The sequence below is a fragment of the Klebsiella sp. JN_Kp127 genome (assembly GCF_040062505.1).
GTDB classification, from domain to species: Bacteria; Pseudomonadota; Gammaproteobacteria; order Enterobacterales; family Enterobacteriaceae; genus Klebsiella; species Klebsiella quasipneumoniae.
Map to the genome: position 1 here is coordinate 115,846 of NZ_JBEAHS010000003.1, position 23,146 is coordinate 138,991.

17 protein-coding genes and 1 pseudogene are annotated in these 23,146 nt (G+C 58.1%); 9 read left to right on the plus strand and 9 right to left on the minus strand.

All coding sequences use genetic code 11. The features are described 5' to 3' along the window. Window positions 1-11 precede the first annotated feature (11 nt). Both yjgA and ABLV04_RS02355 read left to right on the plus strand, forming a co-directional pair. Window positions 12-563, plus strand: a complete 552-nt coding sequence (gene yjgA, locus ABLV04_RS02350) for a ribosome biogenesis factor YjgA (protein WP_004206498.1) — start codon at window positions 12-14, stop codon at window positions 561-563. A 511-nt stretch (window positions 564-1,074) separates the two neighbouring features. Further along, entirely contained in the window at window positions 1,075-2,283 is a 1,209-nt protein-coding gene (locus tag ABLV04_RS02355; RefSeq protein ID WP_180266217.1) for an aldose 1-epimerase family protein, read from the plus strand. 42 nt (window positions 2,284-2,325) lie between these two features. On the opposite strand, the gene ABLV04_RS02360 is transcribed toward ABLV04_RS02355, so the two are convergent. Together ABLV04_RS02360 and mpl are read right to left on the minus strand one after the other, a co-directional pair. Then, complete coding sequence (locus tag ABLV04_RS02360) at window positions 2,326-2,853, minus strand: GNAT family N-acetyltransferase (protein WP_131080050.1); 528 nt, start codon at window positions 2,851-2,853, stop codon at window positions 2,326-2,328. Window positions 2,854-2,920: 67 nt separating this feature from the next. After that, window positions 2,921-4,294 carry a UDP-N-acetylmuramate:L-alanyl-gamma-D-glutamyl-meso-diaminopimelate ligase gene (mpl, locus tag ABLV04_RS02365; RefSeq protein ID WP_048296492.1) on the minus strand — a complete coding sequence of 458 codons (1,374 nt, stop codon included), beginning with the start codon at window positions 4,292-4,294 and terminating at the stop codon, window positions 2,921-2,923. Window positions 4,295-4,469: 175 nt separating this feature from the next. Here mpl and fbp point away from each other — a divergent pair, with 175 nt between their 5' ends. Then, window positions 4,470-5,468: a class 1 fructose-bisphosphatase gene (gene fbp / locus ABLV04_RS02370; RefSeq protein ID WP_004206493.1), complete on the plus strand. Its 999-nt coding sequence runs from the start codon at window positions 4,470-4,472 to the stop codon at window positions 5,466-5,468. A gap of 44 nt (window positions 5,469-5,512) precedes the next feature. Here fbp and yjfF read toward each other — a convergent pair whose 3' ends face one another. The 4 genes from yjfF to ytfQ all read right to left on the minus strand — a co-directional run bounded on the left by yjfF (window position 5,513) and on the right by ytfQ (window position 10,116). Beyond that, the gene (gene yjfF, locus ABLV04_RS02375) at window positions 5,513-6,511 is read right to left on the minus strand and encodes a galactofuranose ABC transporter, permease protein YjfF (RefSeq protein ID WP_180266218.1); all 999 of its coding nucleotides are present in this window, start codon (window positions 6,509-6,511) and stop codon (window positions 5,513-5,515) included. Next, window positions 6,498-7,523, minus strand: a complete 1,026-nt coding sequence (gene ytfT, locus ABLV04_RS02380; RefSeq protein WP_023291747.1) for a galactofuranose ABC transporter, ATP-binding protein YtfT — start codon at window positions 7,521-7,523, stop codon at window positions 6,498-6,500. The genes yjfF and ytfT overlap by 14 nt, the downstream gene beginning before the upstream one ends. Window positions 7,524-7,533: 10 nt before the next feature. Next, entirely contained in the window at window positions 7,534-9,036 is a 1,503-nt protein-coding gene (ytfR, locus tag ABLV04_RS02385; protein WP_044525196.1) for a galactofuranose ABC transporter, ATP-binding protein YtfR, read from the minus strand. A gap of 123 nt (window positions 9,037-9,159) precedes the next feature. Further along, complete coding sequence (gene ytfQ, locus ABLV04_RS02390; protein ID WP_002886769.1) at window positions 9,160-10,116, minus strand: galactofuranose ABC transporter, galactofuranose-binding protein YtfQ; 957 nt, start codon at window positions 10,114-10,116, stop codon at window positions 9,160-9,162. Between the two features lie 403 nt (window positions 10,117-10,519). Here ytfQ and ppa point away from each other — a divergent pair, with 403 nt between their 5' ends. Together ppa and ABLV04_RS02400 are read left to right on the plus strand one after the other, a co-directional pair. After that, window positions 10,520-11,050 carry an inorganic diphosphatase gene (ppa, locus tag ABLV04_RS02395; protein ID WP_002886766.1) on the plus strand — a complete coding sequence of 177 codons (531 nt, stop codon included), beginning with the start codon at window positions 10,520-10,522 and terminating at the stop codon, window positions 11,048-11,050. A gap of 74 nt (window positions 11,051-11,124) precedes the next feature. After that, window positions 11,125-11,328 (plus strand): annotated as a pseudogene (locus ABLV04_RS02400) (hypothetical protein); the annotation flags it as partial. A gap of 114 nt (window positions 11,329-11,442) precedes the next feature. On the opposite strand, the gene ABLV04_RS02405 reads toward ABLV04_RS02400, so the two are convergent. The 3 genes from ABLV04_RS02405 to tamA are packed head-to-tail and all read right to left on the minus strand — an operon-like array spanning window position 11,443 to window position 17,296. Then, the gene (locus ABLV04_RS02405; protein WP_002886724.1) at window positions 11,443-11,787 is read right to left on the minus strand and encodes a gamma-glutamylcyclotransferase; all 345 of its coding nucleotides are present in this window, start codon (window positions 11,785-11,787) and stop codon (window positions 11,443-11,445) included. 2 nt (window positions 11,788-11,789) lie between these two features. Beyond that, on the minus strand, window positions 11,790-15,566 hold the full coding sequence (tamB, locus tag ABLV04_RS02410) for an autotransporter assembly complex protein TamB (RefSeq protein ID WP_348815306.1): 3,777 nt from the start codon (window positions 15,564-15,566) through the stop codon (window positions 11,790-11,792). Then, on the minus strand, window positions 15,563-17,296 hold the full coding sequence (gene tamA / locus ABLV04_RS02415; protein ID WP_023291743.1) for an autotransporter assembly complex protein TamA: 1,734 nt from the start codon (window positions 17,294-17,296) through the stop codon (window positions 15,563-15,565). The genes tamB and tamA overlap by 4 nt, the downstream gene beginning before the upstream one ends. A 209-nt stretch (window positions 17,297-17,505) precedes the next feature. Here tamA and msrA point away from each other — a divergent pair, with 209 nt between their 5' ends. The 4 genes from msrA to ABLV04_RS02435 all read left to right on the plus strand — a co-directional run bounded on the left by msrA (window position 17,506) and on the right by ABLV04_RS02435 (window position 23,123). Further along, window positions 17,506-18,144 (plus strand): peptide-methionine (S)-S-oxide reductase MsrA, encoded by a 639-nt coding sequence (gene msrA, locus ABLV04_RS02420; protein ID WP_002886721.1) that lies wholly within the window; start codon window positions 17,506-17,508, stop codon window positions 18,142-18,144. Window positions 18,145-18,324: 180 nt separating this feature from the next. After that, complete coding sequence (locus ABLV04_RS02425) at window positions 18,325-19,662, plus strand: hemolysin family protein (RefSeq protein WP_023291742.1); 1,338 nt, start codon at window positions 18,325-18,327, stop codon at window positions 19,660-19,662. A 200-nt stretch (window positions 19,663-19,862) separates the two neighbouring features. Continuing rightward, window positions 19,863-21,095 carry an oligosaccharide MFS transporter gene (locus ABLV04_RS02430; RefSeq protein ID WP_032454642.1) on the plus strand — a complete coding sequence of 411 codons (1,233 nt, stop codon included), beginning with the start codon at window positions 19,863-19,865 and terminating at the stop codon, window positions 21,093-21,095. Between the two features lie 18 nt (window positions 21,096-21,113). Beyond that, window positions 21,114-23,123, plus strand: coding sequence for a beta-galactosidase (locus ABLV04_RS02435; protein WP_180266220.1), 2,010 nt, complete (start codon window positions 21,114-21,116; stop codon window positions 23,121-23,123). Window positions 23,124-23,146: the final 23 nt, after the last annotated feature.

Below are 23,146 nucleotides of genomic sequence, written 5' to 3' on the forward strand. Positions count from 1 at the left end.
AGGAGCCTGAGATGACAAAGCAGCCCGAAGACTGGCTCGACGACGTTCCCGGTGATGATATCGAGGATGAAGACGATGAAATTATCTGGGTCAGTAAGAGTGAAATTAAGCGCGACGCGGAAGAACTGAAGCGTCTTGGCGCGGAACTCGTTGACCTGGGGAAAAACGCGCTGGATAAAATTCCGCTGGATACTGACCTGCGCGACGCCATCGAACTCGCCCAGCGAATCAAAAAAGAGGGTCGCCGCCGCCAGCTGCAGCTTATCGGTAAGATGCTGCGCAATCGCGATGTCGATCCGATTCGTCAGGCGCTGGATAAGTTGAAAAACCGCCACAACCAGCAGGTTGCGCTGTTCCACAAGCTGGAGCAGATCCGTGACCGACTGATTGACGACGGGGATGACGCCGTAGCTGAAGTGCTGAACCTGTGGCCAGATGCTGACCGTCAGCAGCTGCGTTCCCTGATCCGCAATGCGAAGAAAGAGAAAGAAGGCAACAAACCGCCGAAATCCGCGCGCCTGATCTTCCAGTATCTGCGCGAACTGGCGGAAAACGAAGGCTAATTCCCGCCGCTTTTGCCGCACAAGTCACCCGGATGGCGGCGCGCTGCGCCTTATCCGGGCTACTCCGCTTTGTCTGGTGGGCGGCTATGCCTTATCCGGCCTACGGAAGGCTGCTGAACCTGAGTTATCAAACAGTTGTTCAACTCCGCAGGCCCGCGCAAGCGCCGCGCCGCCGGGCAGGCTGTATCCGGCCCACCTTCCCCTTCTTCAACGCAAGCATCGCGTCAGCAGGGGGTTCCCCGCAGCCTCCCCTGAGCCCCCAAGTCCACACAACGAGACTGTCGTTTATTGCCTTCTCTAAAGCTGAATCGTTAAAGCTAAAAGCAATGCAGATCACATCTTGTGGTGATAATTAAGCATGGTTTAGCACAATAATCCGACGACTATCGCATTTAATATCTTAAAAACGGCCACTTTCTCACCAGGTGAGGCGCTTCACATTTTAATCACCCCCATGCCGGTAGATTTCACATGTCAACGACACAATCGATTCAGCAAAAAGGGAATGAAAATGAAAAAGACACTGGTTCTGACGGCTATCGCTCTGCTGGTTTCTGGCTCCGCCGCGGCAAAAACATGGGTGCTGACGAATGCTGAAGAGGGCATGGATAAAGGAAACTGGCAGATCGGCAGCGATCAGCTGAAGGTGAAAGACCATGCGTTCAGCATTGAGCAGAAAGTCCTGCACAGCGGCAAGCAGGAAGGCAGCAAAATCCTCACCATTCGCAGTAAAGACGGCCTGACCATCACCCTCAGCCCGACGCGCGGCATGAACTTGCTGCGAGTGGAAGGCTTCGGCAGCCGGATGGGTTGGGATTCGCCGGTCAAAGAGGTTGTTAACCCGGCCTTTATCAACCTGGAGAGTCGCAACGGGCTCGGCTGGCTGGAAGGGTTCAACGAAATGATGGTCCGCTGCGGCTACGAGTGGACCGGCCATCCGGTGACTGCGGACGGGCAAATTTATACCCTGCACGGCAAGGCAGGCAACACGCCGGCCTCTCTGGTGGAGGTTGAGGTGGCCGACAGCGCGCCGTATGAAATTCGCGTCCGCGGGCTGGTGAAAGAGAGCACCTTCAAAAAAGCCGATCTGCAAACCATGACCGAGCTGCGCTATATCCCGGGCAGCAACAGCTTCAGCCTGCACGATGTCTTAACCAATCACGCCGACTATCCGCATGATTACCAGATCATCTACCACAGCAACTTCGGCACCCCGATCCTGGAAGAAGGCGCGCGTTTCCTCGCCCCGATGTCCAGCATCAGCCCGTTCAATGATTACGCTAAGAGCGGATTAAAAACCTGGCAAACCTATCAGGGGCCGACCAAAGACTTTGACGAGATGGTGTTTAATATTCAGCCGCTGGCCGATGAAAATCACCAGACGCTGGCCGCCGTGGTCAACAAAGCGGGCGATAAAGGAGCCTCCATTCAGTTCGACACCCGCCAGCTGCCGGTCCTGACGCTGTGGAAAAACACCGACACCGTCAAACAGGGCTATGTCACCGGTATCGAGCCGGGGACCAGCTACGCCTATCCGGTGACCATTGAACGCGAGCAAAAACGCGTAAAACAGCTGCAGCCGGGCGCCAGCGCGCAGTTTGATCTGACCTACACCCTGCTGCATGACAGTGCCCAGGTGGCCGCCGTCGAGCAGAAAATCGCGCAGATTCAGGGCGACAATAAAGTGGCGGAGAACGACACGCCGATCGCCAAAGAGTAAAAATACCCCAGCCGAACGCCCGGAGCGGTACGCCGCGCCGGGCTACGCCCGCCCCATCACCTCGCGCCCGAGATCCCGGGCAAACTGCTGATACTGTCGCTCATCGATCGGCTGCGGGTAGCTCAGCACCAGCAGCTCATGATCCGCGATGCCCTGATGATAGGTCGGATGACGATGCGCCCAGGGGTTAGCGTGGAATCCCATCGACTGATAAAAGCGCAGCCGTTTATGGGCGATCTCGCTGCTCAGCGGATCGATTTCCAAAATGGTCAGCGGCGCGCGCGTCAGGATCTGCGCCAGCAGCTGTTTACCATAGCCGCGGGAGCGCAGCGTATCGTCGATCGCCAAATGTTCGACATAACAGTAGCCGGCAAACTGCCAGCAGCCGCTGAGGCCGATAAATACGTCCTCATCGAACCACGCCTCCAGCGCGTAGTGCGCGTTGCTCAGCGCCTGACGTTTGGCCTCGCTTTCGCGCTGCTCGTGCCAAGGAAAGGCGCGCGCGTAGAGCGCGTCCAGCATGGCGAAATGGGGCGAGTCGGTAGAAAGTACGCTTTCGCAGGTCAGCATCACACCATCCCTGTTGGCAAAAAACAAAACTGCCCTCACGCGGAGGGCAGTGACCGGAGGCGGGACGTTACTCTGTCGCGGCCGCTTTTTGCGCCAGTTTATCCAGCAGCTTTTGATGAATGCCGCCGAAGCCGCCGTTGCTCATCACCAGGATATGGTCGCCAGGATGGGCGGTTTTGACCACCATCTCCGCCAGGGTATCGACGTCGGCGCTCCAGTGAGCCGGCTGGACGCAGGCTTCCGCCACTTCCGCCACCTGCCACGGGATATGCTGCGGCTGCAGGAGGAACACCTCATCGGCGCGGCCAAGAGACGGCGCCAGATCGTCCTTGCAGACGCCCATTTTCATGGTGTTAGAGCGCGGCTCCAGCACGGCGAGAATGCGCGCGGTGCCGCCCACTTTGCCGCGCAGCGCCTGCAGCGTAGCGAGAATGGCCGTCGGATGATGAGCGAAATCGTCATACACGGTGACGCCGTTGGCTTCGCCGCGCAGCTCCAGGCGACGGCGGGCGTTGATAAAGCTGCCCAGCGCGTTCGCGGCATCCGCCGGCAGTACCCCGACGTGACGCGCCGCGGCAATGGCCATCAGGCCGTTATGCATATTATGCTCGCCGACCAGCGCCCATTTCACCTCGCCGACCTTTTCACCGTCGAATAGCACTTCCCACTGCGAGGCGTCAGCGTTCAGCTTCTTCGCCTGCCAGTGGCCCTGCTCGCCCACCAGCTCCTGCTCGCTCCAGCAACCCATCGCCATCACCTGCTTCAGGTTGATGTCGTTCTCCGGCAGGATAATTTTGCCTTTGCCCGGCACGATGCGCACCAGATGGTGGAACTGCTTCTGAATCGCCTTCAGGTCGTCAAAGATATCCGCGTGGTCGAACTCAAGGTTGTTGAGGATCAGCGTCCGCGGGCAGTAGTGAACAAATTTGGAGCGCTTGTCGAAGAAGGCGCAGTCGTATTCATCCGCTTCAATGACGAAGAACGGGCTGTCGCCCAGGCGCGCAGAGACGTCAAAATTGCCCGGCACGCCGCCGATCACGAAGCCCGGCTGGTAACCGCAGGCTTCAAGGATCCAGGTCGCCATGCCGGCGGTGGTGGTTTTGCCGTGGGTCCCGGCGACGGCCAGCACCCAGCGATCGCGCAGCACGAAGTCGTGCAGCCACTGCGGGCCGGACATATAGGGAATATTGTTTTCCAGCACCGCTTCAACGCACGGGTTGCCGCGAGTCATGGCGTTACCGATGATCACCAGATCCGGCCGGGGCTCCAGCTGGCTGGGGTCATAGCCCTGAATTAAATCAATCCCCTGGTTTTCCAGCAGGGTGCTCATCGGCGGATAGACGTTAGCATCCGACCCCGTTACCTCATGACCGAGGGAGCGCGCCAGCATGGCCAGGCCCCCCATAAACGTGCCACAGATTCCTAAAATATGAATGCGCATTCGTCATTTCCTTCTCTTATCCGGGGCACATTTTACCCATATCCCGGGCCCTGGCGAAATGCATTTCAGGCGAATCTGTATTTTGCTGGCGCGATTCACTAGTGCGCACTTTTTTGATTCTTTGTTAAGATTGTTGCGTTCGTTTTACTCAACATAAAAATGCAGGGAACGAGTTATGAAAACGTTAGGTGAGTTTATTGTTGAAAAGCAGCACGAGTTCTCCCACGCCACCGGTGAGCTGACTGCTTTGTTGTCAGCAATAAAGTTGGGCGCCAAGATCATCCACCGCGATATCAACAAGGCCGGTCTGGTCGATATCCTGGGTGCCAGCGGTGCTGAAAACGTTCAGGGCGAGGTGCAGCAAAAACTCGATCTGTTCGCGAATGAAAAATTAAAAGCCGCACTGCGAGCACGCGATATTGTTGCCGGGATCGCCTCTGAAGAAGAAGATGAGATTGTCGTCTTCGAAGGGTGTGAACACGCCAAATACGTGGTGCTGATGGACCCTCTGGATGGCTCCTCTAACATCGACGTTAACGTCTCTGTTGGTACGATCTTCTCTATCTACCGCCGCGTGACGCCTGTTGGCACGCCGGTGACAGAAGAAGATTTCCTGCAGCCGGGCAACAAACAGGTGGCAGCGGGCTATGTGGTCTATGGCTCTTCGACGATGCTGGTGTATACCACCGGCTGCGGCGTCCACGCCTTCACCTACGACCCGTCCCTCGGCGTCTTCTGTCTGTGCCAGGAGCGCATGCGCTTCCCGGAAAAGGGCAATACCTACTCCATTAACGAAGGCAACTACATCAAATTCCCGCAGGGCGTGAAGAAGTACATTAAGTACTGCCAGGAAGAGGACAAAGCGACGCAGCGTCCTTATACCTCACGCTATATCGGCTCGCTGGTGGCGGACTTCCACCGCAACCTGCTGAAAGGCGGCATCTACCTCTATCCAAGCACCGCCAGCCACCCGGACGGCAAGCTGCGCCTGCTGTATGAATGCAACCCGATGGCCTTCCTCGCCGAACAGGCGGGCGGTAAGGCCAGCGATGGTAAAGAGCGTATTCTGGATATTGTTCCGGAAAGCCTGCACCAGCGCCGCTCCTTCTTCGTCGGCAACAACCACATGGTGGAAGACGTCGAGAACTTTATTAAGTCGTTCCCGGACGCCTAAGCGCCCTGCCCGCTCCTCCCGCGCCTGCGGGAGGAGCCTCTCTCTTAGCGACTCCCCGCCCCGCTCACCCGCGTGACCGCCGCATTCTGCCGGTTTTCCCACAGCACGGTCAGCCCACGCTGCAGCGCGATAAAGATAAACAGCAAAATGCCGATGGCGATTTTGGTCCACCATGAGCTGAGGGTGCCGTCGAAGTTGATGTAGGTCTGAATCAGCCCCTGGATCGCCACCCCGAACAGGGTTCCCAGCACAGTGCCGACGCCGCCGCTGAGCAGCGTGCCGCCGATCACCACCGAGGCAATGGCGTCCAGCTCCACGCCGACGCCCGCCAGCGCATAGCCCGCCTGGGTATAAATGGAAAAGACGATCCCGGCCAGCGTCGCCAGCCCGGTGGAGAGCATATAGATACGGATCGTGGCGCTGCGGGTGGAAATCCCCATTAAATTCGCCGACGTCGCGTTGCCGCCAATGGCATACACCTGGTTGCCGAAGCGGGTGCGGTGGGCGACAAAAATACCGGCCACCACCACCAGCAGCATCAGCAGCCCCATGGCGCTGAGGCGTCCGCCGCCGGGAATGGTCCATGCCAGCCCGGACAGGGTTTCGTACACCGGGTGGTTAATCGGGATCGACTCCTCTGACACCAGATAGCTCACGCCGCGCAGGAAGAACATGCCGGCGAGGGTGATGATAAAGGCCGGGATCTTCAGGGCGTCAATCAGCAGCCCCATAAACGCGCCGAAGGCGCAGCCCATCACCAGCACCAGCGGAAACGCCACCAGCGGTGATATTCCCCAAAAGCCAATCGCTTTGGCGAGAAAGACGCCGGTAAAGGCGATCACCGACCCGACAGACAGATCGATCCCGCCGGAGAGGATCACGAAGGTCATGCCCACGGCGATGATCCCGAGGAAGGCGTTATCCGTCAGGATATTGCAGATCACCCGCGTCGAGGCAAAGCCGGGGAATTGCGTCAGGCAGTAGAGATAGCCCAGCACAAACACCGCGAGGGTGATCATCAACGGTAAATTACGTTTTATCATGGCCGCGTACCCCTTTCAGTAAACCGATAAAGCGCGGCGACTGGACAATCAGTACGCACAGCACCACCACCGCTTTCACCACCTGGTTGAGCTCCGGCGGGAAGCCGGAGAGCAAAATCCCGGTGTTCATTCCCTGGATAATCAGCGCCCCCACCACCGACAGCAGCAGGTTGAAGCGCCCGCCCATCAGCGAAGCGCCGCCGATGACCACCGCCAGAATGGCGTCCAGCTCAAGCCATAGCCCGGCGTTATTGGCATCCGCGCCGCGAATGTCCGCCGCCACGATGATCCCGGCGATCGCCGCGCAGACGCCGCTCAGGACATAGGCCAGCATCACCACGATGCGGGTATTGACGCCGGCGTTTTTCGCCGCGCGGATATTGATCCCTACCGCTTCGATAAACATGCCCAGCGCCGTTTTGCGGGTAAACAGCCAGAACAGCAGCAGGGTCGCGGCGGCGATGATCACCGGCGTCGGAAACAGGAGGAACGATCCGCTGCCGAGCCACGCCAGCGCCGGGGAATCAAAGGTGACGATCTGCCCGGCGGTGATCAACTGCGCCACCCCGCGTCCGGCCACCATCAGGATCAGCGTCGCCACAAAGGGCTGGATCTTAAGGACCGCCACGAGAATGCCGTTCCACAGCCCGGCCAGCGCGCCCGCCGCCAGCGAGGCCAGCAGCACCACCGGCAGGCTGTGACCGGCGACGGTCATCGAGGCGGCCGTCGCGCCGGCTATCGCCATCACCGCCCCCACCGACAGGTCGATGCCGCCGGTGGCGATCACCAGCGTCATGCCGATGGCCAGCAGCGCCACCGGGGCGGCGCGGTTGAGAATATCGATTGGGCTGCCAAACAGGCGGCCATCCTGGAGCACCACCTGATAAAAATGGGGCGCCACCAGGCTGTCGACCAGCAGAACCAGCAGCAGGGCAATGATCTGCGGGGTGCCCTTCGGCCAGGTGAAGCGTCGCTTCTCCGGGCCGGTTTGCGAAAGAGATCGAGGCATCATGGGTTACTCCTTATGCCGCAATTGCGTTCATGATCGCCGGTACAGAGAGCTCGGCGAGCGGGATCTCGGCCACCTGCCGGCGATCGCGCATGATAATGACCCGATCGGCGTAACCCACCAGCTCCTCCAGTTCAGAGGAGATGACCAGCAGCGCCAGGCCATCGGCGCAGAGGGTTTCAATCAGGCGAATGATTTCCGCATGGGCGCCAACGTCGATGCCGCGGGTCGGCTCATCGAGGATCAGGAACTGCGGTTTGGTCAGCAGCCAGCGGGAAAGCAGCACCTTCTGCTGGTTGCCGCCGGAGAGAAACTCGATCGGCTGCTCCGCGCTGGGGGTGCGGATCCCCAGCTGGCGAATAAAGCGCTCGGCGATCTCGTTCTGTTCGCGCCGGGGTATCGGCCGCAGCCAGCCGCGCTGCGCCTGCAGAGCGAGGACGATATTTTCCCGCACCGAGGCGGCGGCGATAATGCCGTCGGTTTTGCGATCCTCCGGACAGAAGCCGATCCCGAGGCAGGAGGCCTGATGCGGAGAACGCAGGGTTTGCGGTTTGCCTTTGATCCACGCCTTCCCGCTGTCCGCCGTTTTAATACCGAAGATCACCTCGGCGGTTTCAGTGCGGCCGGAACCCAACAGGCCGGCGAGGCCAACGATTTCGCCCGGACGCACCTGCAGGTCGAACGGGGCGATGGTGCCTTTTTTACCGTAGCCTTCAAATGCCGCCACCGGCTTATCGCTCAGCAGGGTTCGGCCCGCCCGCTGCAGGGCGTTGTGGTCCAGTTCGCGGCCCAGCATCATTTTCACCAGCTCAATCTGCGGCAGTTCGCGGGTCTCGCGGCAGCCGACGAAGCTGCCGTTGCGCAGCACGGTAATGCGGTCGCTGACCGCATAGACCTGGTCGAGAAAATGGGTGACGAAGATCAGGCTGACGCCGTTATCCCTGAGCTGGCGCATCAGGGTAAACAGCATCTCCACCTCCTGGGTATCGAGGCTGGCGGTGGGCTCGTCGAGGATCAGCACCTTGGCCGACAGGTCGATGGCCCGGCAGATAGCGACGATCTGCTGCATCGCCACTGAAAAGCGGTTCAGCGGCTCGCGCACATCGAGGGAAAAGCCGTAGGAGGCCATCAGCGCCGTTGCCCTGGTCTCCATCTCTTTCCGCCGCAGCAGGCCAAACCGCCGCGGCTCACGGCCGATGAACAGGTTATCCGCCACCGACATATTGGGCAGCAGGTTCACTTCCTGGTAGACAGTGCCGATCCCCAGCTGCTGGGCATGGGCGGTATTTTTCGGGGAAATGGCCTGGCCTTCCAGCCAGATAGTGCCGCGATCGGCATGGTAAACGCCGGTAAGCGCTTTGATCAGCGTCGATTTCCCGGCGCCGTTTTCGCCCAACAGGGCCATGATTTCGCCGCGCCGCAGGCTAAAGTTGACGTTATCCAGCGCCTTAACGCCGGGGAAGAATTTACTGAGTCCTTCGGTGCGAAGGATCTCCTGGTGTGCCTCGGCGCTCATAATCGATATCACCTTCAAATGATGTCAGGTTGCCCCGGCTCGCGCTGTGCTTGCCGGGGTTGCTGGAACGCTGCCTGTTACCCTCTCCGGCTGAGGAGAGGGGCGGGATGAGGGGCTATCCACTCAGTAGCCCATATTTTTCTTCTTCTCTAATTCTTCTTTCGCCGTATCCGGCAGATACAGCGTCGATTTGGTAATGGTCAGCTTCTCCGGCAGGGTGCCGTCTTTTTTGTATTTCTCCAGCGCATCAAACGCCGGGCCGGCCATATTTGGCGTCAGCTCGACGCTGGCGTTGGCTTCGCCGGCGATCATCGCTTTATAGATATCCGGCACGCCGTCGATGGAGCCGGTCAGAATATCTTTGCCCGGCTTCAGGCCAGCTTCTTTAATGGCCTGGATGGCGCCGATGGCCATATCGTCGTTATGAGCGAATACCATGCAGATGTTTTTGCCGTTATTCTCAGCCTTGATAAAGCTCTCCATAACCTCTTTCCCTTTGCTGCGGGTGAAGTCGCCGGACTGAGAGCGGATGATTTTGATATTCGACGCTTTGGCGATGGCGTCAGCGAAGCCTTTCTTACGGTCGATGGCCACGCTGGCCCCGACGGTGCCCTGCAGTTCCACGACGTTACACGGCTTACCGTCGACGGTTTTCACCAGCCAGTCGCCAATCAGCTGACCTTCCAGCACGTTGTTGGCGGTCACGGTGGTCATGTAGAGATCTTTATCTTTCACATCAATGGAACGGTCGAGGAGGAAGACCGGGATTTTGGCCTCTTTCGCCTCTTTCAGCACCGGCTCCCAGCCGGTAGCCACCACCGGCGCAATGAAGATCGCGTCTACCCCCTGGGCGATAAAGGAGCGCACCGCTTTGATCTGGTTTTCCTGTTTTTGCTGACCATCTGCGATCTTCAGCGTGATACCGCGCTTGGCGGCTTCCTCTTTCGCGACGCTGGTTTCTGCCGCACGCCAGCCGGATTCAGAACCGACCTGCGAAAAACCTACGGTTAGCGGGGCAGCTATCGCCATAGACGACATAGCTGCGGAAACTGCTGTGACAAGAAGTAAGCGCTTCCACATAAGGGTATCCTCGTAGGGTTATTGTTGGTTAAAGTCTCACCTGCGGACAAACTATAGACAATCGGTGATGTAACTGAATGCGTTACATCACACTTCAAAAAAGTAAATGAGATGTTAATGACGGCCCCATTGCCCAGCGGAGAGCCGATAAGGCTTCGCAGGGAGCGCGGCTGTTGCGGTTTATGACGTTTTTTTAAGCGGTTTGATAAATCAATCACATGCAATGAAAACGGTTACATAAATTTATTCATGATGTGGCTATGTTTATGGATTTTCATGCCATTATTGCGCGCAAAATTCAGAGCACTCCACGGCGAGATCGGGAAAAAGAAGCGAAGACATTCGATGTGAGTTGGCTATAATACCGAGCACTTGTTTGCCATACATTTTAAAGGAAACAGACATGAGCTTACTCAACGTACCTGCGGGCAAAGATCTGCCGGAAGACATCTACGTCGTGATCGAGATCCCGGCGAACGCAGATCCCATCAAATACGAAGTCGACAAAGAGAGCGGTGCACTGTTCGTTGACCGTTTCATGTCCACAGCGATGTTCTATCCGTGCAACTACGGCTACATCAACCACACCCTGTCCCTGGACGGCGACCCGGTTGACGTGCTGGTCCCGACCCCGTACCCGCTGCAGCCGGGCTCCGTGATCCGCTGCCGTCCGGTTGGCGTTCTGAAGATGACCGACGAATCCGGTGAAGATGCGAAACTGGTTGCGGTACCGCACACCAAGCTGAGCAAAGAATACGATCACATCAACGATGTGAACGACCTGCCGGAACTGCTGAAAGCCCAGATCACTCACTTCTTTGAGCACTACAAAGATCTGGAAAAAGGCAAGTGGGTTAAAGTCGACGGTTGGGACAACGCAGAAGCGGCGAAAGCTGAAATCGTTGCCTCTTTCGAGCGCGCTAAGCAGAAGTAATTCTGTCTCAGGCAGGGTCATACCCTGCCTGATTGCGGCACGGATAGCCGCGATAACACCATGGAGGGTGTCCCGTGAAAAGCGTTCGCTATTTCACGCTTAACTTTTCTGGCTTCACAACCGCCGCCTCTGAAAAACAGGGGTATCTGCGCCTTATCGCCGGCGACCATGTCTTTTATACCGATAAACGCTATTTTAACGACCCCTTGCTTTTTGACCGCCTGAAGACTCATCAGCCTCTGCATCCTGGCGCCCGCCGCCTGGACAACGGCAGTTATTCCACGCGCTGACGACGCTGGCTTCCACGATGTGGCTGGCGAGAGATTATCTGCCGCTCTGGTAAGAGGCGGGCGCAGAAAAAACAACGCCACCCGAAGGTGGCGCTGTCGTGGTTAATACTGGTCGCGATCCAACCAGTTGCCGTTCGCTATCAACGTACAACCCTCAACGGAACGTTGATAGACATACATCCATGCGCTGCCGTAAGGCGTCTGAATCAGGTGGCGCGCATACTCGCCCCCCTTGGTGCGGAGCGCATCCAGTTCGGCCAGCGTCGATGCATCAATACGATAAACTTCACCATGTACTGTGCCTTCGCCGGGCACCGCGCCTGGATAGTGGCCCAGGCTGTACAGCTGATAATCGTCGACACTATGAGCGCCCAGCCACTGGGCGTTGGTCATCCAGTGGCTGTTGCCTTGTTTGCGTCGTAAACTGCCGTAAACAAATATTCGCATTGCTAAAACTCAAACTGATAGAGCAAATCGAGCGCCTGGTCGATGCCAGACACCGCTTCCACATATAGCTTAGGCATCAGGCGATAACGTAAAGTCAGCGTCGCCAGGGAATCGAAGATACCGACCCCGTATTTTACCTGCAGACCCGGCAGTACATAGCCGCTGACCACCACCTGGGAAGAGTCGCCTACCCCTTCGGTGTCCAACGCCAAATTGCTTACGCCAAACGTCTCGCCGATTTTACCCACAACCTGACCACTTTGTGCAACCCCCATACCAATAAGCATTGAGGTCATCGCGGCGCTATCGCTCTGTCCGCTGCTCAAACCCTGGCCGCGCAGCAGATAAGAGAGCGCTTCCTGCTGGGACATAACCGGGTCGGAGAAGATCTCCGCTTTCGGCTGATCGGCGGAGCCGGTGACGCGAACGCCAGCGATCACGTCGTCTTCGGTGGCATCCGGGTTACGAATCGCTTCGATATTCAGCAACGGCTGATCCGGCGGACCGGAGAACAGCAGCTCCCCTTTGCGCACAATCAAATCCTGGCCATAGGCGTGGAAGCGGCCGTCCGGAATATTGATCTGCCCGTTGAGTCCCAGCCCCTGCTTGTCCTGCGCCACTTTCAGATCGCCGGTCAGACGCGCTTTCAGACCGAAGGCTTCCAGACGAACGTTGTTGCCGACGTGGATCGTCAGGTTGCTGTTGATCGGGATCCCGGCGCTCTGCTGCTTAATCGGCTTGAGGTTTTTGTCGAGCATCACTTCGTCCGACGACACGCCGACCGCGCTCTCCGGCACCTCGTTGACCACGATCCGCGCCCAGGGCACATCCACCTTGCCATCGAGGTTGAACAGGCTTGGCGTGGCGGTAAACACCACGTCCGGCGATACATCGAGACGGACCATCGGCGGCACGGTGATCCGCACCCGGCTGCCTTTCGCCGCAATCTGCGCCCGCCAGTTATCGATCTGCGTCCAGTCGGCGTTCCCGCTAAGGGCGATTTGCCCCTGACGGGTGTTCACCGTCCCCTGCAGGGTCGAGCGCGTACCGTTGAAGTTCATCGCCAGCTGGCTCGGCTGCATATCAAACGGCATAAAGTTGCCGTCGATATCCACCCCGCTTAGCTGCATCTGGCCGAACAGCTGTGGACTTTTCACGTTGCCGCCCAGGCGCAGACGGGCATTGAGCCGTCCCTCCGCCTTTTCACCGCGGGCGAAAATCGGGTTGATCATCGCCAGCGAGAAGTTGCTGATATTGACGTTGCCGCCGAGGTTACGCCGCCCCTGCGGGTCGGTGACCTGCACCTGCCCATCCAGCTGGCCATTGTTGGTCAGGCGGATAAGCCAGCCCAGCTCCGCGCGATTGTTGTGCAGATCGGCGCTGAGGTTCAGCGTATCGAACGCCACCGGCAGCGGGGCGTCATTGACCACCTGGGTCACTTTGACGTTGCGCCCGCTGAGGGTCACTTTGCCCTGCGGCAGCCCCTCTTTGGTGGTGTCCCAGCTGACATCGGCATTACCGGTAAACACGCCGCTGGCCTGGGTCGCCTCCGGCATAAACGGCTTAAGCATCGCCAGGTCGAAGCGGTTGAGATTCACCCGCGCCCGCCCGCTGGCGCCCGCGTCAATGGTCTCAGGCACGCAGAGTTCGGCGTTCGGGTTGGTCCAGCAGTGTGGCCCGATGCTGATTTTCTGCTCCTGGTTACGGTAGTCCAGCGCAATACTGCGCGTCAGCGCTACTGGCCCCACCGGCGTCTGGAAGCGGGTATCGCTTAGCGCGCCTCTCCAGCGCTCGGCCTGACGATCGAAGCTGCCCGCCAGCGCCAGCTGGCCGGAAACCGGATCGCCCTGCACCCGCAGCCGCAGCTCATGTTGCTTCTCAGTGCCTTTGGCATTGAGCTGCACCAGGCTGATATTCACCCCCGGCTGGCTGATGCGATCCACCCGCACGTCCAGGTTGCCGCCAATCTGATCGGTGGATTTCACATCCCCTTTGACGTTGACCTGGGCGATGCTCAGCTCCTGCCAGCGCAGCGCCCGGGCGGTGATGTCCGCCAGCAGCTGCGGCGCATCGACAGTGCCGCGCACTTTCACCAGCCCCTTCGCCGTCCCGCCGAGCCCCGGCAGCGCATTATCCAGGTGCGGCGCATCGATGGTGGCGTCGAGATTCAGATCCTTCACCCCCAGCTCGCCTTTGATATCGGCGCTGTTCGGGCCTAACGCCAGATGCAGCCCCGGGATCTTCCACTGCAGATAGCTGTTGCCCTGCAGCGAGCCGGAGACATCCACCTTGTTCTGTTTCACGTTGCCGGTAATTTTCAGCTCCGGCACCGACATCTGCCAGCTGCCGCCGTACAGGCTGCCCTGGGTCTTGATCCTGCCGTTGAGCTTCGACGGCCAGTCCGGCACCTCTTTGGCGGTGTTGATGCCATCGAGGGTCAGCTCGCCGCGCCAGCTGATCGCCTGCTGCCAGTCGAGGAGCGCCTTCAGCTCGGTTTTCCCTTCCAGGGCATTGACCGTCAGCTTGTCGAGATTGATCTGCCGCTCATTGCCTTTGGCGTTGAGGGCGATTTTCGCCGGCGGCAGCGACTGGCCTTTCACCGCGGTGGAGAAGGCCAGCGCGTAGTCGGTCATTTTGCCGCTGAACTTCAGCTGGACGTCGTCGGCCTGGAACTGCTTCTCGCCGCTGAACGGCCAGGCGAGCTGCTTGCTCTTCAGCTCCATATTGAGCGGCAGCCCGGCCTCCGCCAGCTGCGCGTCCGCCCGCAGCGTGGCCGCTACCGGCCCGCTTAAGTCCACCCCGACCTTAAGCGTTTTACGTATCTCGCCGCCCACCTTCAGCTGCACTTTCTCCCCTTTCATCGGGTCGATGTTCAGCGTTCCGTCGAGGGTGATGTCTACCGGCCAGTTATCCTGCAGCTGGGCGCTGCCCGAGGCGGTGACTTTGCCCTGATCGGAGTCGATGTCGAGGGCGTCGAGCTTCATCTGCCCGTCGATACTGCTGACTTTCAGCAGCAGGTTATACACGGTGATATCGGTATCGCCGGTGAGGCGCAGCTGCTCGCCGCGGAACGCCTCAATATTGAGGTTCAGCGGCAGATGGACGTCGGTCATCGCCGGCAGCACCGGCTGCGAGAAGAGGTCGGTCATCGTCTCGCCGAGCGGTTTTTCCTGCGGCTGCGGGTTGTCGATTTTCGGTTCAACCACCTGCTCCTGCGCTACTTTCGCCACCTTCGGCAGGGCGATCAGCAGCCCCTGCAGCGAGGTCGGCGTCAGGGTCAGGTTTTTCTCCTGCCAGTTCAGGCCGGTGGAAAAATCGCGCACAGAGACCGCGGTATCGTCGATTTTGACGTTGACGTTATGCAGCGCGACGCGGCTGAGGGCGATCGGATAAGGGGTGGAGAGATTCAGCGGCCCGCTGTCCTCTTCCTCGACCGGCGCAGAGGGCGGCATCTTCTTCGTATCGACGGCGACGTAAATATCGCGCAGCGAGATGTCGTTTACGCACAGACTGCTGTCCCACAGGCAGCGCAACCTGACGCTAAGATGAAACTGGCCGGCGGTGACCGCCACGCCGGGCTGCTCATAGCGGACATTATCGAGGGTTAAATCACGCCAGCCGCCGGTCACTTTGCCGATTTCCAGCCCCGGTACCCAGCGATCCGCCGCTTTGAACACCAGATGCAAGCCGGTGGTGGTGCCCACCAGGAACCCGACGGTGCCCAGCAGGAGGACCAACACGATTAAGACGCCGAGGCTTATCTTCTTCCATAAACTCATAATTCAGGCCCCAGACCGATGTAAAACTGTAAACCATGCTCTTCTTTGTCGCCGATTGGCCGGGCGATATCCAGCTTGATCGGCCCCACCGGCGACTGCCAGCGCACGCCCACCCCGGCGCCGGTTTTAAAATCACTTTCGCGAATATCGCTGACCGCTTCGCCGCTATCGACAAACACGGCGCCCCACCATTTGCCGCTGACGTTGTACTGATATTCCAGCGAGCCGGTGGCCAGCTTCGAGGCCCCGATCAGCTTGCCGTCATCATCCTTCGGCGAGATGGATTTGTATTTATAGCCGCGAATACTGCGATCGCCCCCGGCGAAAAAGCGCAGGTCCGGCGGCACCTTGTCAAAGTTGTCCGCTTCGATCCAGCCCAGGTTGCCGCGCACCACAAAGCGGTGGCGGTCATAGAGGGTACGGATCCAGACGTCCTGGGCCTGCATCACGATGAAGTTGATGTCCGAGCCCCACATGGTGTTGGAGTAGTCCACCGAGTAGCGCTGGGAATCGCCCCAGGTGGGCATCAGGCCGCCGCGGGAGCGAGTGCGGTTCACCGAGACCCCAGGGTAAATCAGCATGGTGGTGTTGGTGACGTTCGCCTGGGTAAAGTGGTCCAGGCTCCAGCGCAGGTTGATCGCCCGCTGCCAGCCGCTCGACATCTCCCAGAAACGCGACAACCCAAGGGTGGTAGAGTCAGCCTGGGTGTCATTGAGATCGGTACGCTTAAAGCCGCCCTGCATCAGATAGTACTGCTCGAGCGGGCTCTTGAGCAGCGGGACTTTATAGGTGAAGTCGAACTGCTGCTCCGGGGCGGAGAGGCTGACGCTGGAGGTCAGGCTGTGGCCATAGGAGTTCATCCACGGTTTTTTCCACGTGGCTTTTACCCGCGGACCGACGTCTGTGGAGTACCCTACCCCGGTTTCCACGGTGTTCTCTTTGCGTGGCGAGACAACGCCCTGCAGAGGCAGCACCTTGGTTTTCCGTGACTTAGCAAAATCAGGCGCCACCACCACCGAACTGAACCACCCGGTCGCCGCCAGGCGGCGGTTTAGCTCGGCCAGGTCCTGAGAGGTGTAGTAGTCGCCCTCTTTAAACGGCACGAGGTTTTGCAGGTATTCATCACGGATTTGCGATCCGGAGAAGGTGACGTGGCCAAAGCGATAGCGTTCGCCGCTGTCGTAATCGATATCCCAGAACGCCTGATGGCGGTCGAGGGAGACCCCCAGCTGGCTTTTATTGAACTCGCTGTCAAAGTAGCCTTTGCGCAGGGCGACGCGGGTCAGGGAGCTCTTGAAACCGTCGTAATCGCCGTGGTTGAGCACCGTCCCGATGGCCGGGCGGGTTTTCAACAGCGCCAGATAGTCGCTGTCGGTGCGGGCGCCGCCGCGCAGAATCACCTCGGTGCCGCCAATGCGCACCGGCTCACCCGGGGTCACTTTGGCGATCAGCACCTGACGGCCCCTTTTCGGCGGCGGACGAAGATCAAATTCAATCGTCGGCTCGTAATACCCCAGCGCTTTCAGACCTTCGCGAATGGCGTCATCGACGCGCGCGCGAAAGCGACGATCCGGCGTGACCTCATCACTCTGGATGGTGGAAAGCTGGGCGCGAACGTTTTTCTCCAGCTCCCCGGATAATCCTTCAACCTGCAAACGCACATTCGCTGCGCTGGCGATCCCGCTGACCAGCAAAAGGCTGGTGACACATAACTGGCGGATTTTTAGCACATTTTCTCCTGAATATCCCTGTTTCCCCCTACAGGAAACACTGGCGCCGCTCCACGGCTTAACAAAACCCTAACAACGTAGGGTTGAAAAAGTGGCAATAACCCAAATAATTCTTATGTATTAATCTAGACGTATTACGCGTATTTATTGTGTTAAAAGACACGCTTCGTTACAACCTTAACGACGATTTCTGTATTGAGAGGCCCACCGTGAGTCTATTTGATAAAACGCATCTTGTCGCCCAGGCGGATGCGCTGCCTGGACGCAATACCCCGATGCCAGTGGCGACGCTCCACGCAGTTAACGGCCACTCGATGACCAACGTCCCGGCGGGGATGGAAGTCGCGCTGTTCGCCATGGGCTGCTTCTGGGGAGTTGAACGTCTGTTCTGGCAATTGCCGGGGGTTTACAGCACCGCCGCCGGCTACACTGGCGGCTATACGCCCAATCCGACCTATCGCGAAGTGTGCAGCGGCCAGACCGGTCACGCGGAAGCGGTGCGCGTGGTCTACGATCCGCAGGTCATCAGCTATGAGCAGTTATTGCAGGTGTTCTGGGAAAATCACGACCCGGCGCAGGGAATGAGACAGGGTAACGACCACGGCACCCAGTACCGTTCGGCGATTTACCCGTTGACGCCGGAACAGACGGAAGCGGCAAAGGCCAGCCTCGCGCGCTTCCAGGCGGCGATGAACGACGCGCACGATACCCGGCACATCACCACCGAGATCGCCACCGCCAAACCGTTCTACTATGCCGAGGACGATCACCAGCAGTATCTGTATAAGAACCCGCACGGCTATTGCGGCATCGGCGGCATTGGCGTCTGCCTGCCGCCTCAGGCGTAATTCTGATTTCCGCCTCAACAGCGAGGCGGTTAATGAACGCTCTGGCGGCTTTACATTCCCTTACGCTATACTACCCAGTGTGACAGCCGGTCCAGCGCCTTCGGACCGGTTTTTTATGTATTCCACATTTGAGTTATCAACTTCCCTTCCGAGGATCTGACCTCAACGGTCAGAAAAGATATGTTAAACAGTATTTTAGTAATACTCTGTCTGATAGCCGTCAGTGCCTTTTTTTCGATATCGGAAATCTCACTGGCCGCCTCACGTAAAATCAAACTGAAACTGCTGGCCGATGAAGGCAACGTCAACGCACAGCGGGTGCTGAAGATGCAGGAGAACCCGGGCACCTTCTTTACCGTTGTGCAGATTGGCCTTAACGCCGTCGCCATTCTGGGCGGTATCGTGGGCGACGCGGCCTTCTCCCCGGCGTTTTATAGCCTGCTCAGCGGGTATATGTCACCGGAGCTCTCCGAGCAGCTGAGCTTCATCATCTCTTTTACCCTGGTCACCAGCTTGTTCATCCTGTTTGCTGACCTGACTCCGAAACGCATCGGTATGATTGCGCCCGAAACCGTGGCACTGCGCATCATCAACCCGATGCGCTTCTGCCTGTTAGTCTTCCGCCCGCTGGTGTGGTTGTTTAACGGCATGGCTAATATGATCTTCCGCATCTTCAAACTGCCGATGGTGCGGAAAGACGATATCACCTCCGACGATATCTATGCCGTGGTCGAGGCCGGCGCGCTGGCCGGGGTGCTGCGCAAGCAGGAGCATGAGCTGATTGAGAACGTGTTCGAGCTGGAGTCCCGCACCGTTCCTTCCTCCATGACCCCGCGTGAAAGCGTCATTTGGTTTGATTTGCATGAAGACGAGCAGAGCCTGAAGAATAAAGTGGCCGAGCATCCGCACTCGAAGTTCCTCGTCTGTAATGAAGATATCGACCATATTATCGGCTACGTCGATTCCAAAGATCTGCTGAACCGCGTGCTGGCGAACCAGAGCCTGGTGCTGACCGGCGGCGTGCAGATCCGCAACACGCTGATCGTCCCGGATACCCTGACCCTCTCCGAAGCGCTGGAAAGTTTCAAAACCGCCGGGGAAGACTTCGCGGTGATCATGAATGAATATGCGCTGGTGGTCGGGATCATCACCCTTAACGACGTGATGACGACTTTGATGGGCGATCTCGTCGGCCAGGGGCTGGAAGAGCAGATCGTCGCTCGCGATGAAAACTCGTGGCTGATCGATGGCGGTACGCCGATTGATGACGTGATGCGCGTGCTGGATATCGACGAGTTTCCGCAGTCCGGGAACTACGAGACCATCGGCGGCTTTATGATGTTTATGCTGCGTAAAATCCCCAAGCGCACCGACGCGGTGAAGTTCTCCGGCTATAAGTTCGAGGTCGTGGATATCGACAACTACCGTATCGACCAGCTGCTGGTGACCCGCATCGATAACAAGCCAACGGTGCTGGTGCCCAAGCAGTCGGAAGCGGCGGAAAGCCAGAACGCCTGAGCGTCATCTTTTCTCTCTCTTAAGGGCGGATGATCATCCGCCCTTTTTATTGCCCGAATGTGAAGCGGCTCACGCCCCTCTGCCGATAGCAGATTATTACTGCTCCATAGCGAAACGTTCATGACTCCCCCGTGCGCAAAAAGGTAACGTTGCTCGCGTCTACACGATCATATTCCTGAATAAAGGAAGCGAGGGTTACCATGATAACGTCGAATAAAAATTACTTTATCAGCTGTCTGTTTTTCCTGTTTTTCTTTATAGGCTGGGGATGCTGCTACCCCTATTTATCACTGTGGTTAACGGAAACCATCGGTATTAACTACACGGACGTCGGTCTGGTTTATTCTTTCACCGCCATTGTGGCCGTCTGCGTTCAGCCATTATTCGGTTTTATATCGGATAAGCTGGTGTATCGTAAGAATTTGATGTGGATGCTGGCGATCATTATCACCTTATTCGCCCCATACTGGATCTATGTCTTCGCGCCTCTGTTAAAAATAAATGTGTTCCTCGGCGCACTGGCTGGCGGCCTCTATATTGGCATGGCCTACGGCGCAGGCTGCGGGATTTGCGAAGCCTACATCGATAAGGTCAGCCGCGCCTCCGGCTTCGAATTTGGTCGGGCGAGGATGTTTGGCGGCATCGGCGCCGCGATCGGCACCTTTGCGGCAGGAAAGCTCTACGGCATCGATCAGAACATGATTTTCTGGCTGGCCAGCGCGGCAGGTGTCTGCCTGCTGGTGATTGTCTGGAAAATGCAGATCAGCACCCATCAGCAGCAGGGGCTACTGTCTGGCAAAACGTCTCCGGTCACCCTCCGCGATGCCGCCTCGCTGCTGAAAATTAAAAAATTCTGGTTCTTCGCGCTCTATGTGATTGGCGTGGGCGCGGTCTATGAAACCTATGACCAGCAGTTCGCTATCTACTACAGCCACTTTTTTGAGAGTAAAGCCCGGGGCGCAGAAGTCTTCGGTTATTTAACGACAGGACAGATTTTCCTTGATGCCGTCGTCATGTTCTTTGCGCCGTGGTTTGTGAATAAAATCGGCCCCAAAAATGCGCTGTTATACTGCGGGCTGATTATGAGCTTGCGCATTATCGGTTCCGCGTGGGCTATTGGCCCGATATCCATCAGCCTGATTAAACTTCTCCATGGATTTGAAAGCTCGGTGTTACTCGTCGCGGCGCTTAAATATATTACCGCTAACTTTAACCCCCTGCTTTCAGCGACGGTTTACTTAATTGGCTTTCAGTTTTCAAAAAGCTTTAGCTCTATTTTCCTCTCCACCGGCATCGGCCATATGTACCAGAGAATGGGCTTTACCAGCAGCTATATCGTGCTGGGAAGTATCGCCCTGTGCTTCACGCTCATTTCGTTTATCACGCTGGATAAAGCGCGCGTGTTCTCTTCACAACCTGTGCCCGCGAATTAATGTCAGGAGGTAGTCTGCATGTCTCAGTTATTTTATGGCGTGGCGTATTACGATGAATATATGCCGGAAGATCGGCTGGCCAAGGATATTGCCTTAATGCGCGAAACTGGCATTAACGTGGTGCGTATCGCCGAGTCCACATGGAGTACGCTGGAGCCCGAAGAGGGCCAGTACAATTTCTACCATATCGACCGGGTGCTGGCGGCGATGCATGAGGCCGGCATCGCGGTCATCGTCGGGACGCCGACCTACGCGGTCCCGGCCTGGCTGGCGGCGAAACATCCCGATATTCTGGTCACCACCGTCACAGGGCAGCAAAAGTATGGCCCGCGGCAGATCATGGATATCGTCAACCCGACCTTTCGCCGCTATGCCGAAAAAATTATCCGCACGCTGATGGCGCATGTGCAGCACCATCCGGCAATTATCGGCTGGCAACTGGATAACGAAACCAAGCATTACGACAATATCGGCCGCTATATGCAGGAGGGCTTTGTGCGCAGCCTGCAGGAGAAATATCCTGACCTCCGGCAGCTGAATCACGATTTCGGTCTGGATTACTGGAGCAACCGCATTGACCGCTGGCAGGATTTTCCGCCGGTGGAAAATACCATCAACGCCAGCCTCGCCTGCGCCTTTTTCCGTTATCAGCGCCAGCAGGTCACCGAGTATCTGGCCTGGCAGGCGGAGATCGTGCGCGAGTACGCCCAGCCGCACCAGTTCGTCACCCACAACTTCGATTTTGAATGGCGCGGTTACTCTTACGGCGTGCAGCCGCGGGTCGACCATTTTGTGGCAGCGCAGGCACTGGATATCGCCGGTGTTGATATCTATCACCCGAGCCAGGCGCACCTGACCGGGCGGGAAATCGCCTTCGGCGGCGCCATCACCCGCTCGCTTAAGCCGGGCCAGAACTACTTCGTGCTGGAAACGCAGGCGCAGGGTTTCGCCCAGTGGACTCCCTTCCCGGGCCAGCTGCGCCTGCAGGCGTTCAGCCATATCGCCTCCGGCGCCGCCATGGTTTCCTACTGGCATTGGCATTCAATTCATAACGCCTTCGAAACCTACTGGAAGGGGCTGCTCAGCCACGACTTCTCGCGTAATCCGACCTGGCAGGAGGCCACCACTATCGGGGCTGACTTTGCCCGCCTGTCGCCGCAGCTGGCGGAGCTGAAGGCCGAAAACGACGTTGCGCTGCTGATAAGCAATGAGGCAATGGACGCCCTTAACCAGTTCCGCCCCGGCGACGCCGAGGGCAATATTTATAACGATATTTTCCGCCGCTTCCACGATGCGCTGTATGACCACAATATCAGCCTCGATATCATCCACGACGTCAACGAGGAGACTTCTCGCTACCGGGTGCTGATCGTTCCCGGCCTGTACGCTGCCGATGATGGCCTGCTGGCGCGTATCAACCACTATATCGCCGAGGGCGGCAGAGCGCTTATCGGCTTTAAATCGGGCTTTAGCGATGAAAACGTCAAAGTGCGCCGCAGCGCGCAGCCTGGGATCCTGCGGCAGAGCTGCGGCGTCAGCTACAGCCAGTTCACCCTGCCGGAAGGGACAACGGTAAGCTCATGCTGCGCGGATATTGATTGCCGCAACGACAATCAGGCGGAGCTGTGGATGGAGCTGCTGACGCCCGATGCCGGGACCCGCACTCTGCTGCGCTATCAGCATCCGGCATGGGGCGAGTACGCGGCCGCCACCGAAGCGGATTATGGCCGGGGACGATCGATGTACGTTGGCTTCCTGCCGCAGAAGCGATTGATTAGCCAGCTGTTTGATGTACTCACTGCCGATCTCGCATTGCGCTCGCGCACTTCCGCCTATCGCTACCCATTAGTGGTCAAAAAGATGCGTAATCGCGCCGGGAAAACCATCCACTTCCTGTTCAATTACTCTGGCGAGACGCTCGATTTCGGTAGCGAAACGGCGGGGAACGACCTGCTGAGCGGGGAAACAGTGCGCAGCGGCCAGCCGTTGCGCCTCAGGGCATGGGAATTTACTATCATCGAAAGGTAATGACGCTGCGACGCTCAGGTGGG